Below are 18,314 nucleotides of genomic sequence, written 5' to 3'. Positions count from 1 at the left end.
TTCACGCCTCCTTTTGCGGAATCTTGATTTTGCCAATCAGATCGTGAATGTTTTCCAATCGATGAGCCGCGAGATAGGCAGCAAGCTCGTCAGAAATCTTTGTGATGCAACTTGGGTCTGTAAAATTTGCCGTACCGATTGCCACTGCGCTCGCGCCGGCAAGGAAAAATTCTACGGCATCCTCTGCTGACATGATGCCTCCCATGCCGATGATAGGCACATGAACGGCCTGTGCGACTTGCCAGACCATGCGAACAGCAACTGGTTTCACGCAAGGGCCGGAAAGTCCGCCGGTGATGTTGCCGAGCACGGGCGCCCAAGTTCTGATATCTATTTGCATGCCGAGGAGTGTATTGATAAGAGAAATCGCATCGGCACCAGCATCTTCAACGGCTTTTGCCATACAGACGATATCCGTCACATTTGGTGAGAGTTTTACAATAACAGGTTTTCCTGTATGAGACTTTACGGCCCGTGTCACAGCAGCGGCAGCTTTTGGATCAGTACCGAAAACAATGCCGCCCTCTTTGACATTAGGACAGGAAATGTTGACCTCGATGGCTGCGATATCTGTTGCGTCGAGTTTTTCTGCCAACAATCCGTAATCTTCCACGCTGCTGCCGGAAATATTGACGATGACGTTCATATCGTATTGACGAATCCGTGGCAGCGTTTCTTTGAGGAATACTTCAACGCCTGGATTTTCCAGACCGATGCAGTTGAGCATGCCGGCCGGCGTTTCCGTGATGCGGACACCATCATTACCACGTCGTGGCTTCAGTGTTGTTCCTTTGACGACAACACCGCCGATGCTTGAAAGATTGACGAAATCAGCGAATTCTTCGCCAAAGCCGAAGGTCCCCGAGCCTGTGAGAATCGGTGTTTTCATCTTGATGCCGCATAAATCTGTGGCGAGCAAGGTATCTTTCGCTACGCAATTCATGCAAACACCTCCTCTGCCCAGAAGACAGGGCCGTCTTTACAGACTTTTTTCCTTCTGCCGTCTGTCATGTCAATGGAACACGAGAGGCAGGCGCCCAAACCGCAGGCCATGCGCTTCTCCAAGGAGACCTGGCATGGAATGCCAGCTTGTGCCGCCATTTTTGCGATACCGCGCATCATGATCTCCGGACCGCAGACGAGGACGCCATCGTAGGTGTCCTGCTTGAGAACCTGCGGAAAAATCGTAGTGGTAAATCCCCGGCTGCCCAGGCTCCCATCATCCGTAGTCAGAAAGGTCTTTTGGACGTATGGTGCGTAGAAGGATTGCCAAAAAAGCTCTTCGGCGTTCTTGCCGCCCATAAGGATATCGCAGGCTCCCCTCTTTGCCTGTGCGTAGGAAAGCAAAGGAGAAAGGCCCATGCCGCCACCGATGAGCAGTGGATGATGGAAAGCGGTAGCAAAACCATGACCAAGCGGGCCGAGAACATTGAGAATTTCGCCATGTACGAGCAAGGAAAGATCCCTAGTACCACTGCCGACGATGCGATAAAACATCGTGAAGCAGCCGCGCGCAGAGTCACATTCCGCAATGCCAAGCGGGCGACGCAGAATATGATTGCCGTTAAAGATTCGTACCTGGACGAATTGACCGGGCTGCGCGACTTTTGCAACCGCCGGGGAAGAAAGTTCCATGCGGTATACGCCAGGGGCAACCTCCTGCTGTGCCATGACGGTAGCGGTTTCTGTCATCTTTTCAGGCAAGGTCATCACCGCCTCCAACGTAATCCTGCAGGGCAAGACTATAAACGAGGCGGCGGTCACGCATGAAGGAAAGAACCCTGAGCACTTCCCAAGCCGTATCTAGCGAAGTCAGGCAAGCAACGCCGTGCTCTACCGTGGCGCGCCTGATCTTGAAGCCATCGTTCATAGAGTGCTTCCCCTGCGTCAATGTATTGATGACCATGTTGATCTTGCCAGATTTGATCATTTGAATGATGTCTGTGCTGCGTTCATGTACTTTACCTACAATCTCCGCGTCAATTCCCATTGCCTGGATGGTCTTGGCAGTACCTTCCGTTGCACAAATCTCGAACCCGATATCGGAAAACGCTTTGGCGAGCTGCTTCATTTCATCCTTATCTTTGTCAGCAACGGTGAAAAGAATGCATCCCTTCGTCGGCACATTCATACCTGAGCCGATGATCGCCTTGTAGAGCGCCCGTGCGTAATGGTAGTCAATGCCCATGACTTCGCCGGTCGATTTCATTTCTGGGCCGAGGGCGATATCGACATCCGTCATTTTCGCGAATGAGAATACCGGCGCTTTGACGGCGACATATGGCTTCGGTGGTACAAGCCCGGAATGATAGCCGAGCTCCTTGACGGTAGCGCCGAGTGCGATACGCGTCGCGAGATTGACCATCTTGACATCCGTAACTTTTGAGAGGAACGGCACCGTGCGGCTGGACCGAGGGTTGACCTCGATGATGTAGACCTCGTCATTGACGACGACGAATTGGATGTTCAGGAGACCTTTGACGTGAAGTGCTACAGCGAGTCGCTTCGTATAATCGATGATGGTATAGATAACCTTAGAGGAAAGTGTCTGTGGCGGATAGACGGCGATGGAATCTCCCGAATGGACGCCCGCACGTTCTACGTGTTCCATAATACCAGGGATGATAACATCGACACCGTCGGAGATGCCATCAACTTCGACCTCAGTTCCTTCCATATAGCGATCGACGAGTACCGGATGGTCTGGCGTTACTTTGACGGCACGGCTCATGTAGTCGCGCAGTTCTGCTTCGTTGTAGACAATCTCCATTGCACGGCCGCCGAGGACATAGGAGGGACGAACCATGACCGGATAGCCGATATCAGCAGCCCCGTCAATCGCATCCTGGAGATTGGTGACACTGATACCGCGCGGACGCGGGATGTGCGTCTGCGTGAGTACCTCGTCAAAGCGTTCGCGATCCTCTGCACGGTCGATATCGTCGACTGAGGTGCCGAAGACTTTCACACCGGCCTTTTGCAGAGAGGCAGCGAGGTTGATGGCCGTCTGTCCGCCGAATTGTACAATGACGCCTTCAGGTTTTTCCTTGTCGATGATGTTGAGCACATCTTCTGTCGTCAGCGGCTCGAAATAAAGGCGATCCGAAATATCGAAGTCGGTTGAAACAGTTTCGGGGTTGTTATTGATGATGATGGCCTCGATGCCCATTTCCCGCAGCGCCCAGACAGAGTGGACGGAACAGTAGTCGAACTCGACGCCCTGCCCGATGCGGATCGGTCCGGAACCTAAGACAATGACCTTGCGCGCCTTGGATACCTTGACCTCATCCTCCTGAGCGTGGAAGGTCGAGTAATAGTACGGCGTTGCAGCCTCGAACTCTGCCGCGCAGGTATCGACCATCTTATAACGAGGAAGGATGCCGTCGGAAATGCGCATCGTACGCACTTCATCTAGCGTCTTTCCCGTAATCTCTGCGATGGAGCGGTCGGCAAGTCCGACATCTTTGGCTGCCACGAGCAGGCGCGGCGTGAGGCTCTCCTGCGTCAGGCGCAGCTCGACATCCGTGATGTTCTTGATTTTATGCAGGAACCATTTATCGATTTTCGTGATATCGTGAATGGTGTCGATATCAGCAACGCCGCGACGTAGCGCCTCGGCAATCACGAAAATGCGCTCGTCGTTGATGCGCGCGAGATTTTTCTTCACACGTTCATCCGGCCACTCATCCATTTTTTCCATATGAAGGCGATGAACACCAATTTCAAGAGAACGTACTGCCTTGAGCAGCGCACCTTCGAAATTACGATCGATGCTCATGACTTCGCCTGTCGCCTTCATCTGCGTACCGAGCGTACGGTCTGCATACACGAACTTATCAAACGGCCAGCGTGGAAATTTCACGACACAGTAGTCAAGTGTGGGTTCGAAGCAGGCTTTCGTTTTCTGAGTGACCGCGTTCGTGATTTCATCGAGCATATAGCCGATGGCAATTTTTGCGGAGACCTTGGCGATGGGATAGCCAGTCGCCTTGGAAGCAAGTGCCGAGGAACGGCTCACGCGGGGATTGACTTCGATCACATAGTAGCGGTTGCTGTTCGGATCGAGAGCATACTGCGCGTTGCAACCGCCTTCGATTCCGAGTTCGCGAATGATACGGAGTGAGGCACTGCGCAGCATCTGATATTCGTGATCCGTAAGAGTCTGCGATGGTGCGACGACGATGGAATCGCCTGTATGCACGCCGACCGGATCGAAGTTTTCCATGTTGCAGACGGTAATGCAGTTGTCATTGCCGTCACGCATGACCTCATACTCGATTTCTTTCCACCCGGCAACGCTGCGCTCGATCAAGACCTGGCCAATCATGGAGTAATTGAGGCCCTTGATGACGATTTCGATGAGTTCTTCTTCATTTTCCGCAATGCCGCCGCCGGTGCCGCCCATGGTATAGGCAGGGCGCACGATGACAGGATAGCCGATTTCATTGGCAAAGGCGACAGCGGAGGGAACATCTTCAACAATGGTGCTTTCTGGAATCGGCTCGCCAAGCTTTTGCATGGTCTCCTTGAAGAGCTCACGGTCCTCCGCGCGTTCGATTGCTTTGAGCGGCGTGCCAAGCAGTTCCACATGATATTTTTCCAGAACGCCCTTTTCTGCTAGCTGGACCGCGAGATTCAGTCCTGCCTGTCCGCCGAGCGTCGCGAGCAGGCCGTCGGGGCGTTCCTTCTCAATGATGGCTTCACAAAAATCAACCGTCAATGGCTCGATGTATACGCGGTCTGCGATGTGCGTATCTGTCATGATGGTTGCGGGGTTGGAATTAACGAGGACGACCTCCAGGCCTTCCTCCTTGAGCGCACGGCAAGCCTGCGAACCTGCATAATCGAACTCTGCCGCCTGCCCGATGATGATTGGGCCGGAACCAATGACCATTACTTTATTGAGATTCTTCTTTTTTGGCACGGATTACTCCCCCTTCTTCAGCATGGACCAGAACTCGTCAAATAAGTACATGTTATCGTCAGGTCCCGGAGCAGCCTCTGGATGATACTGAACGGAGAACAGCGGCAGACTGGTATGACGCATTCCCTCAATGGTTCCATCATTGACATTGATATGCGTCACTTCAAGCGGCAGGCCCGCCAGGGAATCTGCATCCACTGCGTATCCATGGTTCTGGGAGGAAATCTGCACGCGCCCTGTCCGCAGATTCTTGACCGGCTGATTTGTACCGCGATGGCCGAACTTCAATTTATAAGTTTTGGCACCCAGAGCGCGTGCGATCAGCTGATGGCCGAGGCAGATGCCGAAAATAGGTTTCTTTCCGATGAGCTTTTTGATTTCTTCTACGATGTCTGGCACATCGGCGGGATCTCCAGGGCCATTCGAGAGGAAGATCCCGTCTGGCTGGAGTGAAAGGACATCTTCCGCCTTGGTACCTGCCGGTACTACGGTGAGCTTGCAGCCTTTTTCGTGCAACGACTTCAGGATATTGCGTTTGACGCCGAAGTCCATGGCAACGACGAAGGGGGCATCCTCATTTTCTGCTTCGATTGTGTAAGGTTCTGGTGTCGTGACTTCCATGACGACATCTTTTTTGATTGGGACAGCAAAGAGCTCGTCAATTTCCGCTTTTGTCACATCTTCTGCGACAATGATTCCCTTCATCGTACCGGAATTGCGGATACGGCGTGTGACCGCGCGTGTATCGACATTATAGAGGCATGGAACACCCTGTTTGGTGAGGAAATCTGACAAGCCCGTTTCATAATGCCAGTTGCTGCCATGCGCACAAAGTTCGCCAATCACGAAGCCATTGACAAAAGATTTTCGTGACTGCATGAAAATGTCCGCAATACCATAGTTACCGACCAAAGGATATGTGAGTGTTAGAATCTGGCGGCAATAGGAAGGATCTGTCAGGCTTTCCTGATAGCCCACCATGCTGGTATTGAAAACGACCTCGCCGGTTGCTTTCATATTATTCAGCAAGTCTCCGTAGAACACGCTACCGTCCTCGAGAATCAACTTTCCCTTCAGTGTCAATGAAAACGCCTCTCTTCCCTTATTCTACCTTGCCATCACGCATCATCATCTTGCCATCTACAAACGTCATGACGGCTTTTCCCTTAAACTTCCGTCCAATAAATGGGGAATGACTTCCCTTCGTGTAGAAGTTCTTCGCGTCGACGACCCATTCGTTGTCCAGGTCAATGACGGTAATATCAGCTGCGCTACCGACATTGAGTGTTCCCGCGTCGAGTTTGAAGACTTTGGCCGGCTCCCATGTCATCTTGGAAATGAGGGTCTTGAGGTCAAGCTTTCCCGCATGATAAAGATCTGTCAGCATGACACCTAACGAGGTTTCCAGTCCGGGGAAACCGCTCGGTGCGAACATATATTCGCGATCTTTCTCCTCCTGTGCGTGTGGAGAGTGGTCTGTCACGATGGCATCAATCGTGCCGTCCTTGAGTCCTGCCAGCAAGGCGTCGCAATCCGCCTGCGTGCGCAGCGGCGGATTGATTTTCGTCGAAGAATCATAGAGATTGACGCAGTCATCTGTCATCGTCAGATGCTGCGGTGTCACTTCCGCAGTTACACGGACGCCGCGTTTTTTTGCCTGACGGACGATATCCACTGCGCGGGCGGAACTCATGTGAGCTACGTGGACGCGAGCACCAGCGTATTCTGCCAACAGGACATCACGTGCCACCGCGATGTCCTCTGCGACCGTCGGTCTCCCCTTCATTCCGAGCATCGCGCTCCGGTGACCTTCATTCATGACACCCTCTTCTACGAGAGAGGTTTCTTCTTCGTGATTGATGATGACCTTGTCAAAGGCATGAAGATAATCGTAGGCATTAAGCAAGACCTTTGCGGTCGGATCGAAATGTCCATCATCAGAGAAGGCAACTGCACCGGCCTGCACCATGTCACCCAGTTCTGCAAGTTCTTTTCCCTGCTGCCCCTTGGTTACGGCGCCGATGATCTCCACATGACAACGTGCAACATCCTCTGCTCGTTTCTTCAGGCTGCGGACGAGAGCAGCGGAGTCGACAACAGGATTTGTGTTAGGCATAGTAGCGACAGTTGTAAAGCCGCCGGCTACAGCCGCCTTGGAACCGGACTCGAAATCCTCTTTCGCCTCTTGGCCAGGCTCACGGAAATGTACATGCAGATCAATCAGACCTGGCGTAACGAGTTTGCCGGTAACATCATACACATCAGCATCATCTGTAGGGATGTCTTTGGCAATTTTTGCCACTTTTCCGTTCTCTATCAGCACATCAGCGGTTTCGTCAAAATCTACAGCAGGATTCATTACCCTGCCGCCTTTCAGCAGAACTTTCATTCCTGTTTCCCTCCCGTCAGGACCAAAGTAAACAGTGCCATGCGAATGGCAACGCCATTCTGAACCTCCTCCTGAATGGCAGAATTTTTCCCATAGGCAACGAATGGAGAAATCTCCCATCCCTTATTCATTGGTCCTGGATGAAGGATCAGTACATCGTCCTTGGCCAGGGCAAGGCGTGCTTCGTTGAGTCCGAAGATGCGTGCATACTCACGTGTCGTTGGGAAAAGGCCGCCTTTCATACGCTCGAGCTGGATGCGAAGGACCTCGATGACATCCGCATCTTTGATGGCATCCTCAATCCGCTCGTGAACAAAAATGCCAGATTCTTCATAGAGGTAACGTGGCAGCAGTGTCTTGGGGCCAGCGATGTGTACCTCCATCCCCATTTTGCGCATGCCGTAGATATCAGAGCGCGCGACGCGACTGTGCAGGACATCGCCGAGGATGGCGACTTTCAAGCCTGCCAGCTTCCCTTTATGTTCCTGAATCGTAAAAAGATTCAATAGCCCCTGCGACGGATGCGCGTGCGCTCCATCTCCGGCATTGAGAATGACAGGACTGACAATGCGAGAGGCATACTCCGCCGCGCCCTCAGCCTTATGGCGCATGACGATGGCGTCTACCCCCATTGCCTCGACAGTATAAAGCGTATCCCGCAGACTTTCGCCCTTGACGATGCTGCTCGTACCAGACGTAATATTTACGACATCCGCGCCAAGATACTTACCGGCGAGCTCAAACGAAGTGCGCGTACGCGTGCTCGGCTCATAGAAAAGTGTTACGATGGATTTTCCGCGCAACGTGGGAACCTTCTTGATATCTCGGTGAATAATGTTTTTCATCTCTTTGGCTGTTTCGAGCACGAGATGGATTTCCTCAGGACTGAAATCCTCCAAGCCGAGAACATTGCGTCCACGCAGGGACACGGTGCTTTTCTCCAAGCTGATCACTCCTTCGTAGAAAATGGCCGACATCATATAAGTTGCGCACATCCAGATTCATTATGCGGATGTTCTGCACTAACTTTGTAGTAAATCCAGCCAAACGTGATGCTTCTTCTGGTTTACGCATTTGTGGGTTTACATAAAAAGAGCTTTCCTATGCGTCAGCATAAGAAAGCTCAATGGCTTCAAACAAACTTCATGCGTTTATTGGGCTCCTTTATGCGTCTCGCAGTACGCATTTTAAAAGGCATATACTCTTTTTCACGGAGTCCCGCTCCGCTTGTTAGGCACATTATACCGTATTGCTGAATCTTTTGCAAGAGAGGATCAAATATTGTACGGCGCAAACAGCTTGCGCAAATAATTGCGCCCCTTTGTGAGCACCTTGATGATCGGCTCCATCTGTTTCGGCTGTCTCAGGACAAGCGACAAGACCTTCTGGCGCAACTGGCGATAATCTGCATCGAAATCGCGCAAGACATCTTCCATTTCCATCTCTACAGAGACTTCCGGTACATTCGATGGCTGAATCTCAGAAGCTCTCCCCGCAATCTGAACGAGGTCACCGCGGAAGGGAATATAGGCTTCTACTTTGCATTCTTTCTGAATGCGCGCTTTGAGTGCTTCTTGTGATTGTGCTTCGCCGTGTACAATAAAGATTTTTGCAGGTGCAGGATTTTGGATTCCTGAGATCCAATCTAGAAGCTGATTCGAATCGGCATGGGCAGAAAAACCATTCATCGTCATGATTTGCGCCTTGACAGCGACTTCCTCGCCCAATACGCGCACGCGCTTTATGCCGTCCACGAGTCGTCTGCCGAGACTTCCCTCTGCTTGATAACCAACGAAAAGGATTGTTGATTCCGGGCGCCAAAGGTTATGCTTCAAATGATGGAGGACACGTCCTGCATCGCACATGCCGCTCGCAGAAATAATGACGGCACTCCCCTCTTCACTGTTCAGTGCTCTTGATTCTGCGGCTGTTTCGCAAACGCGTACCTGGGGGAAGCGCGGAATCTTGCCGCTTTTTTTGAACAATGCCAGGGCATCTTCGTCAAAATCCTGAAAATTCTTTAAGAAAACACGTGTGGCAGCGATGGCGAGAGGACTGTCAATGATGATGGGGATATCGCCGTCCATTCGTCCCTGTTTCCACAAATTATAGAAGTAGTAAAGCAGCGTCTGTGTCCGTCCCACAGCAAAGGACGGAATAATGAGGTTACCGCCGCGGTCCATGGTATCATTGACGACCTCTAACAGTTTCGTTTCTTTATCGTAGATTTGATGCAGGCGATCGCCGTAGGTAGATTCGACAATCAAGAAATCTGCCCCTGTTTCACGTGCGGGGTCTTTGAGAATCGGCTGATTGGGCTGACCAATATCACCAGAGAAAACGAGTTTCGTCGTTTTACCATTTTCCGTAACATAGACTTCTAAAAAGGCTGAACCGAGAATATGCCCGGCATCACGGAAAACCACGCGGATGTTATCAGCCAGCTGGAGATCTTTCTCGTAGGGAACTGACGAAAGGTGCTTGAGCGCCTCCATCGCATCATCAATGCTGTAAAGTGCCTGCACAGGCGTATCACCGCGCCGACGTCCCTTGCGGTTCAGCAGTTCGGCATCGGATGTCTGGATATGCGCTGAATCCGGAAGCATGATCTGGCAAAGCTCGCAGGTAGACTTTGTCGCATATATAGTTCCCTTGAAACCTTCTCTGACAAGCTTTGGTAACAGGCCGCAATGATCTACATGTGCGTGTGTCAGGAGAACACCTTCGATATCTGCTGGTACGAAAGGAAACTCCTCATAGTTGAGCTCACGGACACGTTTCGAGCCTTGGAACATACCGCAGTCAATCAAGAAATGTTTTTCCTGTGATTCCAGTAAATAGCAGGAACCGGTCACTGTGTGGGCTGCACCAATGAATTCGAGTCTCATAAATAACACTCCCCTCTGATGCTCTTTGTTGTATTATTCTGATTTCATCGGCTTAGTTCCTGCTTGACAAAAAAATTTCTTATTAGACAGCAAAAACGGCTGTGCCTGAAAGCACAACCGTTCTCGCTATTGATGGGTGGTCCAACAATCAAATCATGTTCTTCGCGTACGCATCGTAGAGACTCTTGAGCTCTTCTACCTTGTCATACATCTCGACCTGCAGTCCGGAAGCCGTTGCATAGTCCTTTTCGTTCAGCGCGTTGATCAACAGCGTGAAGAGAGATTTCTCATCGATGCTGTCTTTCGCGAGATACGTGCGGATGCCGTTGATCTTGTTCCAATTATAAGAATCCTGATCCGTAACGTAAGCGCTCTTGATTTCTTTCGCCTTGCGTACGATTTCACGATTCTCAGGAATGATACGGCTTACGAGCTCAGTCTTCCAACGGAGGAGAGCGCCAGCACGGAAGGCGCTGATAATCTGCTCACGCAACGCACCGCCAGCCGTGATGACTTTGACCTTCTCAGGATACGTCTCGAAGCCCTGCATATTCTCCCAGACCGTTGCGGGGGGCGCACCAAAGAGACGATTGCGCTCCTCATCCGTATAGTCCTCGAAGACATCGTCTTCGGAACGATACGCGCGATCTTTCTCGAGATAGAACCCATCCTCTCCAGCATTCTTGGAAAGCTCTGCCAGGCATTCTTTCGTCGTCTTGCCAATGGTGGCTTTCACGCCATCGAGCACTGCAGAATAAATCGCAGCAAGCACGAGGTACGTGTTCGTATACGGATTGCAGGCACGAAGCTCGAAACGCGTTGCCATCGGATTCTTGAGGTCGCGAATGAGTCCGGCGAGAATCGTACGGTTACGGGATGGGATTGCAGGCGTATGACCCAGCGAGGTGACGATGCAGACCGGCGCCTCGAAGCCGGGCTTCAGACGGTTAAGGGAATCGTTCGTTGCAGAAACGAACGGGTTGATTACTTCATAGTTCTTGAGCAGGCCCATGATAGCGCCATAGCCGACGACGCTCATGAAATCCTCTTCAGGTTTTGCAGCTGCGAAAAGGCTCGCAAGCTTGCCGTCTTTGAGGACAGCAGCCATACCGATATGCGTATGCTCACCGTTGCCAGCCAGACCAATCATCGGCTTTGCCTGGAAGGAAACTTCCAAGCCATTGCTACGGAAAATCTCACGCACGATTGTGCGAACGAAAATTTCATTGTCTGCAGCCTGGACAGCATCTGCAAAGCGCCAGTCAATTTCGAGCTGCTCGCAGACATGCGTCATACGGCCATTCTCATCTACCTGCGCCTTGAGACCACCGACTTCCTTATGGCCCATTTCACATTTCAGACCGTAGCGCTCCAGTGTCAGGACACATTCCTCAAGCGCCGTGCGAACAGCGCCATGCGTGCGCTCCCAGTACTGTTCCTGCATCACCTGGGAAGCGGACATTTCTTCGATATCTGCTTCTTCAAGCGGCGTCTTGACCCAGAACTCGAGCTCCGTTGCGGAGGTAAAGGAAATATCAGCAATATCGGAACCCTTCACAGCAAGACCGCTGATATCCTGATGCTCCTGGAAAAGAGCCAGAAGACTCTTTTTGACATAAGAGAGGGAGTCTGCCAACACGGCACGCGAGTCAACGCGTTTGCCCTCATGGATGAGGAAGGATGGGATGCGCAGGGTACCGATGGGCTTTTCCGTTTCTTCGTCGTAATGCTCGAAGTTATAGTCGACGAACCAATTTACAGACGGATCCACTGGCATATCGACTTTCGCATTGTTCAGCGTAGCGATTCCCGGCAGTACGACGGAGGATCCATCCGTCTGTACTGCTGTGCCAGCATAGAACTCATCCATGTCCTTGAGGAAGATTCGCATGGGAATCTTTTCATCTGTATCGTTGCCCGCCATATCGATGCCGACGAGCGAGACGAACTTGATTTCCGGATGTGCCTCGAGCGCTTTCTTGACTTCTTCCCTTGCTGTATTTGCGGGAATCACATACAGTAACTCATCTAACATGTTAAACCACCCTTTTCTTTCTGCAGATTATCTGCACAAAAAAATAAAAGCCATGCCGAAAGGAACAATCTCGTACGCCGTAGACGACAAAATCATTCTTTCTGCAAGGCTCCATTGCCTAATTATTCTTTTGGACAAGACTTATATTATCACAGAAAAGGGAACATGTAAAGCATTTTCTTTTGGACGATACTGGATGATACTGATATAGTTTGCATTTCGTATTTACGTGATTACATGATCGTATTCATCAGGAATTCCGGTTCATACAGGAAAACGTTTTTGCACTTTGTGTTGAGAAGGGGACTGCGTCGAATGGATTAAGGAATCACTGATTAATTCGGCACTCCGTCTTCACGCGTCTGCGTTGTCTCCTAGGGAGATACAGCGCATCCGCATAAATCCGGAGCACCTCATTTTATCAGCGCTTCCTAAACGACATTTGGAATGATGCAGCCGGATGAATTAGTCATTGGCTGCGTCAATGGCAATGTCTTCGAGATGGAGCTTTGAATTACGTAATTTTCTGCGCAGTTCTGGAACAAAGGAGCGGAATTGTTGTGCCGTATCATTACCCGCAAAGAACAGACGGATATCGAGATGTTCCCTATCATAAACACGGCAAGTGAGTTCCACTGCACCAAGATGATCCGTGAGGACACAGAGCCTCAACCACGTCTCTTTTTTTAATACCCCGGTTTCCTTGTCCTCCTGTGTTTCATCATAAACATGAATGTATGCCGGATAGCTTTGCTCATTTTCCCCCAGATAAAGCGGCATCATGAAATTCATGGAACGCTGGCCTGGTTGGATAGCATGATCGCCCTCCATGGAGCTTCGCATGGAAGTTGCAAAATCTGCTATCTCATGACCAGCCTTTTTTAATTGCCGTGCGTTCAGTCGTTTGGCAACTGCAAGATCACATAACTGCATGAATGCCCATAAACGCGGCAATCCCGGCAGATTCTGTTGGATAGCAGCCTGTTGGACTGTTGCTGGTATATTTTGTTGGCAAAGCCGCAATAGAGTTTCAATCTGACGAGCTTCTTTCGGAGAAAATACCTGTCCCTGCTCTTTCACGAAACGTTGCAGGGATTGTGCTTCCGTTAGCGATAAATTTCCCTGCCGCAAGAGGCGTGACACCGCGGTTTTCAAGCTCGATATCAGTTGGGGAGAGTTCTCGAATGGCTGCTTCATCAAGAACTCTCTTGCCTCTCTTGCTGTAATCTGCCTGTCGGCCGTTTCCCGGGTATTCTTCTCTATGATTTGTTCTGGATTGTTTTTGGGAAGATTATTAGATGATACATTTTTTGTAGTCTGTTGTCGCTCAGCAAAATGTTGTGACATCTTCAATCCATTTAGTAAAGGGTCTTGCGAAGGGAAGCGTGCACTTTGTGCTGACTCTTTTTGCGGTGTTGATGCCAAATTTTCCTCCGTACTGGTGGTGTGCTTCATATTTTGCTTTTCAGTAAGTAGGAAGTCATTTTTTTGCAAAGGGCGGTTTGCATCTACTACAGATTTTGTCTCTGTCTGCTGTACGCTTGATGTTTGTCCTTTGCCGATTATGGATCCCTGTTCTATTTTTGGTATGGTTTTCGTTTGCAGAGTAGCATTCGAGACTGTTGCTTGGGGGGGGGTTGTTTCTTGTGCCGCGTTTGCAGTAAATCCTTTCGTGGCGCTTTTTGCTTGTGTCATCGCTTCTTCCTGTCCCAGATCTGCGGTAAATTTCTGTGATATAACGCTACCAGCCGGTGCGCAAGTATTTGGCGATGTCTGCTTACCTGTTGATCCTGGACTCATTTGCTGGCCTGTAGTCTCGGAGGGTTGCGGAAGTTTTCCTTGTGGCATGAAATAGCGGATCAATTGATGGAGACCTTTTAATAGATTGCTGTTTGGTGTTGCTGGAGTTCTTACTTCTTGCAGTTGTGCAATCATTTGTTGCAATGCCTGTGGGAGATCTGCTGCTTCTTTTCCATTGAGCAGTTCGAAGGATTCCTTGAGGATTAGCACGGGTTCCAGATCTTGACCGTGCTCGGTAGAAGTAATGGCTCCTTTTAAATTCGTCAAAAGCGTCTGCAAGCCGTCGCTGAACTGAACATCATATCCTTTTTCTGCCAGTGTAGCCATTTGTGTAAGCGTACGTGCCACGGAAGTTAGCTGCTCCATGGAAAAGCGCTGACTTTCCATGGTACTGCCCAATCCTTCTGATAGCGTCCTGTTAAAGGAAAATGCGTTCTTTAATACGTTTTGCAGAACCCTCTGCAAATCCTGAGGCATTTCTGCCATTGCCTTATTTTCGTTTGCAGCGATTTTTGATAGTACGCCTGCCATATCATCTATGGCATTTTTTATAGCAACATTTGTTTGCGGGCGAAAACCATCTGCGGCTCCATCACTGTCTTTACGCGCAACATCATCTACATTATTTTGCGCTTGTGGCCGGAGCGCGGGGCGTACACCGACTGCCCCAGCTTCCATTGGCATGTCATTCCCTCCTTCTGTATCATTCTATAGGATACATCGAACGAATAGGTTCAAATGATAAACGATGAATTGGGCATGGACCATATTTTTTCAAAGCGGCTAGATGCGCTGCTGTACCATATCCCTTATGTTGTGCAAAACCGTATTCCGGGTATTGCCGGTCATACGCATCCATCAAATGATCGCGTGTCACCTTCGCGATGATAGAGGCCGCTGCAATCGAGGCTGATTTGGCGTCTCCGTGAATGATAGATTCTGAAGGAATAGATAAGCGGTCGAGCTTCACGGCATCAATCAGGACTTTCTGTGGCTGGGGAGAAAGCGAGAAAATAGATTCATACATGCCGTTGATTGTAGCTTGATAAATATTGATACGGTCAATGGTTTTTGCATCAATCAGCGCAGAGCCGATTGCGATAGCCTTCGCATGGATTTCCTCGAACAACTCTTCTCGTACTTTGGAAGAAAGCTTTTTCGAGTCATTGAGTTTTGGCAGATATAAGTCATTCGGTAAAATGACAGCTGCGACAGATACTGGCCCGGCCAGAGGACCTCGTCCCGCCTCATCGACACCAGCTATATACCGTGCCCCTTCGGCAATTGCAGCATTCTCATATTTATATAATGCTGCTACACGAGCGCGCTCTGCTTGTTTCCTTTCGTAACGGCGTACAAGACGTTGTGCTGCTTTACGGGAGTCTGCCTTACAGGCTGTTACAAAAGAGGCATCTATGTCATCTGACATAAGAACGCATTCCATTTCCTGCAGGGTGATTTTACTCACATCAATGTGCTGAGGTAACTTTTTCATTTGTATCCATCTCCGTTGAGCTCGTGGGTACCTGGTCGAGAGTTACGTGACCAAGCTTTCCTGCGCGAAATTCTGCCATGACAATTCGCTGTGCTTTATCGATATCCACATTTCCGCCTTTTACCAAACAGCCTCGTTTTCGCCCAATCAGCTCTAAAAGCTCATGACCTCGCTGGGGAAGTGGCTCTGGCAATTTAAAACGTTCGATAAGGCGTTTCGGTGCATCGCGAAGAAGTGCCTCCAAGAGCAATTCCACTACTTGCTCTTGGTCATAAATATCATCATTGATGGCACCTGTAAAGGCCAATTTCAACCCGACAGATGAATCTTCGAACTTCGGCCAAAGAATGCCAGGCATATCAAGCAGGTCGAGGTTTTTGTCAATTTTTATCCATTGTTTTGCGCGCGTTACTCCCGGCATATTTGCTGTTTTTGTTTTTGCTGCGCCAGCAAGACGATTAATCAAGGAGGATTTCCCCACATTAGGGATTCCCAGAATCATGCACCGTGCCGCGCGCGGCCGTCCACCACTTTTAGCAAACCGTTCCGTTCGCGGACGCGCTAAATCCTCTACCTCTGACATAAGCTGTTTCATTCCTTTTCCCTTATTTGCATCAATAGCAACAGCTTTTATGCCTTGTATATGAAAATAGTTAAGCCATGCCTTTGTCATGGCAGGGTCGGCTAGATCTGATTTATTCAGTGCGATCAACCTGGGGGTTCCCGCAATCATTTCGGCTAGCATAGGGTTTGCACTACTGGCAGGAACCCGTGCATCTAAAAGTTCAATAATGACATCTACTAGTTTTAGATTTTCTTCGATAAGGCGCTGTGCTTTGCGCATATGGCCGGGAAACCATTGTAATCTTGGCAGTTCCTTTATATTATTCTTTTCCGTCATTTATCCTCACTCCTGCAAAGCCTTGATATTACTGGGGGTTCGTAGTTTCCCAAAATATTTTCGCTAGTGTCTCCCTTATCATCCCCAACGATTTTATACCGTGTTAAATCGTCTATGGGCGGCAAGTCGCCCGTTATGGGTGACAACTTTTGGCACTCCATCAGAATGGGTGGGGAACTAACTCTCCCCATCCCTTATTGAACAGAAATATAATCAAGAAGCATTATCAATAGTATAGACTTCATCGAGGAATACTTCGAATAATTCCATTGGCGTATGGTAACCAAGCATACGCCGTGGACGCTGGTTAAGTGCATCTGCCATGTTCAGAATGTCCTCATTGCAGAACGGTTCCATCGATGTGCCTTTGGGGATGAAATCCCGAAACAGGCCATATGACTGTCTTTCGAAAATAAATATTTGACTATGATAAAGATTGCTCCAACGATTTGTCCGATGGATAATGTCAAAAATAGCTGCACTGTATTTTCCGAATATACGAGTTGCCGCAGACCAACACCAACGAAAACTCCCATGACAATAATTGTTTCATTTAGAAGGAGTATCAGCAGGTATCTGGCAAATTTCTTTCGTAGTCGAATGTCTGACTGATGTTGCTCTGTCCATGTTCTGATAATCTGACTGGCTATATAGATATTAAGGTTGTCGGAGTTGGGCGCGTCTGATTCAGTCAAGGTATCGACGTCCCTGATTCTTACACTATCGTCTATGATTTATCCGAAAATTCCTGTATCTCGTCTTCCTCCCTGTCAGCAGGCATTTCACCAATCTCCTTTCAGGTGGAAATTATATAGACGATACGACATAGCCGATAATGATACTTTGAAGATATCCGCCAGTATCTCTGTGTATCCCCATCGCTTCCACATTTCTCTCACCATCTGTTCCGGCATGAGCAGATTCGCTGCAAAAGCGTTTGCTTCTACTTCTTCCTGGCTATGGTTCTCCGGGTTACGAAACACATCAATCCGCTCGAGGATACCATTCCGATAGTATTCCCTGTGCATGATGCAGTGTCCAAGTTCATGTGCCAATGTGAAGCGCTGGCGCGTCGGTGAGTCGTTTCTGTTCAAGTATATTTTCCCGCCCTGTTTTTGGAAGTTGACGCCGCCGCTGATAGCGTTGTCCTTGAAACTCGCTTGATATACTTCATATCCAAGGGCCTTCGCTAGTCGTATGGCGTTGATTGGCGTTTTTAGCGCGCTCTGTTCCCGGAGCAATTTACTGGCTGCACGTTCCGCTTGCGAAAAATGGCCTGTTGTTTCTTCGCGGTCATCTACCTCACCTCCTCTGTTTTCATTATAACAAATAGTTACAAATAGTTATAGACTACCCGGGTACTCCAACACAGACGGCCTGACTCATTGTGCGATATTCAGCTCTCTGCAGATGGCGTTCTGCAGGACGTTCGAGAAATTCAGGTTGTGTTCCCGTGCCAAGCTGTCCATCCACGCGGGAATAGATACGCTCTTGCGAATGTCTCTTGTGTCAACTTTCTTGCTGTATGCGAACGTATCCGAGCGGACGAGCGCAACCGTTGAGTCTTTCGGCACATCGAGCGATGCAATCAGCGTCGGCGGTTTGGCCTGTCCCCCGACGATTAGAATCTTTAAACGAAAGGAAGCTCTTTAAATCTTAAAATTGCTTGGTTTTACATACCTTTCCGGATCCTTATGGGTTGCAACTGTAGCGACTAGATAACGGCTAATCTCCTTGAGAAGATGTTCTAGGCGACTCGGTGTTCATTGTAGTATGCCTCTGGTGTACGGTAGCCATTAGCCGAATGGATTCGCTGGCGATTGTAGAAAATCCAGATATACTCGAAAATTGCAGACTTTGCCTCAGAACGCGTCCTGAAATG

The 18,314-nt window shown here is 49.6% G+C and carries 13 protein-coding genes; all 13 read right to left on the bottom strand.

Features of this window, described 5'->3' with window-relative positions; translation table 11 throughout:
• Nucleotide 1: 1 nt before the first annotated feature.
• Nucleotides 2–943 (bottom strand): dihydroorotate dehydrogenase, encoded by a 942-nt coding sequence (locus F599_RS0109880; protein WP_019543371.1) that lies wholly within the window; start codon nt 941–943, stop codon nt 2–4.
• Nucleotides 940–1,710: a dihydroorotate dehydrogenase electron transfer subunit gene (locus F599_RS0109875; RefSeq protein ID WP_019543370.1), complete on the bottom strand. Its 771-nt coding sequence runs from the start codon at nt 1,708–1,710 to the stop codon at nt 940–942. The genes F599_RS0109880 and F599_RS0109875 overlap by 4 nt, the downstream gene beginning before the upstream one ends.
• Entirely contained in the window at nt 1,697–4,924 is a 3,228-nt protein-coding gene (gene carB, locus F599_RS0109870; protein ID WP_026327940.1) for a carbamoyl-phosphate synthase large subunit, read from the bottom strand. Before carB ends, F599_RS0109875 begins: the two co-directional genes overlap by 14 nt.
• A gap of 3 nt (nt 4,925–4,927) precedes the next feature.
• Nucleotides 4,928–6,001 carry a glutamine-hydrolyzing carbamoyl-phosphate synthase small subunit gene (gene carA / locus F599_RS0109865; RefSeq protein ID WP_026327939.1) on the bottom strand — a complete coding sequence of 358 codons (1,074 nt, stop codon included), beginning with the start codon at nt 5,999–6,001 and terminating at the stop codon, nt 4,928–4,930.
• A 25-nt stretch (nt 6,002–6,026) separates the two neighbouring features.
• A complete protein-coding gene (locus F599_RS0109860) occupies nt 6,027–7,313 on the bottom strand; it encodes a dihydroorotase (protein ID WP_019543367.1) in 1,287 nt (428 codons plus the stop codon).
• The gene (locus tag F599_RS0109855) at nt 7,310–8,257 is read right to left on the bottom strand and encodes an aspartate carbamoyltransferase catalytic subunit (protein WP_020700565.1); all 948 of its coding nucleotides are present in this window, start codon (nt 8,255–8,257) and stop codon (nt 7,310–7,312) included. Before F599_RS0109855 ends, F599_RS0109860 begins: the two co-directional genes overlap by 4 nt.
• Before the next feature lie 330 nt (nt 8,258–8,587).
• Nucleotides 8,588–10,201, bottom strand: coding sequence for an MBL fold metallo-hydrolase RNA specificity domain-containing protein (locus F599_RS0109850; protein ID WP_020700564.1), 1,614 nt, complete (start codon nt 10,199–10,201; stop codon nt 8,588–8,590).
• A gap of 148 nt (nt 10,202–10,349) precedes the next feature.
• On the bottom strand, nt 10,350–12,236 hold the full coding sequence (locus F599_RS0109845; protein WP_033369333.1) for a glutamine synthetase: 1,887 nt from the start codon (nt 12,234–12,236) through the stop codon (nt 10,350–10,352).
• Between the two features lie 465 nt (nt 12,237–12,701).
• Nucleotides 12,702–14,720, bottom strand: coding sequence for a hypothetical protein (locus tag F599_RS0109840; protein ID WP_019543363.1), 2,019 nt, complete (start codon nt 14,718–14,720; stop codon nt 12,702–12,704).
• Nucleotides 14,721–14,739: 19 nt separating this feature from the next.
• On the bottom strand, nt 14,740–15,531 hold the full coding sequence (locus F599_RS0109835; RefSeq protein ID WP_019543362.1) for a ribonuclease HII: 792 nt from the start codon (nt 15,529–15,531) through the stop codon (nt 14,740–14,742).
• Nucleotides 15,506–16,432, bottom strand: a complete 927-nt coding sequence (gene ylqF / locus F599_RS0109830) for a ribosome biogenesis GTPase YlqF (RefSeq protein WP_019543361.1) — start codon at nt 16,430–16,432, stop codon at nt 15,506–15,508. The genes F599_RS0109835 and ylqF overlap by 26 nt, the downstream gene beginning before the upstream one ends.
• 782 nt (nt 16,433–17,214) lie before the next feature.
• Complete coding sequence (locus tag F599_RS14095; RefSeq protein WP_019543360.1) at nt 17,215–17,673, bottom strand: ImmA/IrrE family metallo-endopeptidase; 459 nt, start codon at nt 17,671–17,673, stop codon at nt 17,215–17,217.
• A gap of 506 nt (nt 17,674–18,179) precedes the next feature.
• Nucleotides 18,180–18,314, bottom strand: a 135-nt coding sequence (locus F599_RS15190) for an IS3 family transposase (RefSeq protein WP_156021996.1), incomplete at its 5' end; no start/stop codon positions are given.

It is taken from the genome of Selenomonas bovis DSM 23594 (assembly GCF_000381005.1).
Classification (GTDB): domain Bacteria; phylum Bacillota; class Negativicutes; order Selenomonadales; family Selenomonadaceae; genus Selenomonas_C; species Selenomonas_C bovis.
This window is presented reverse-complemented; position numbering and strand designations above follow the sequence as displayed.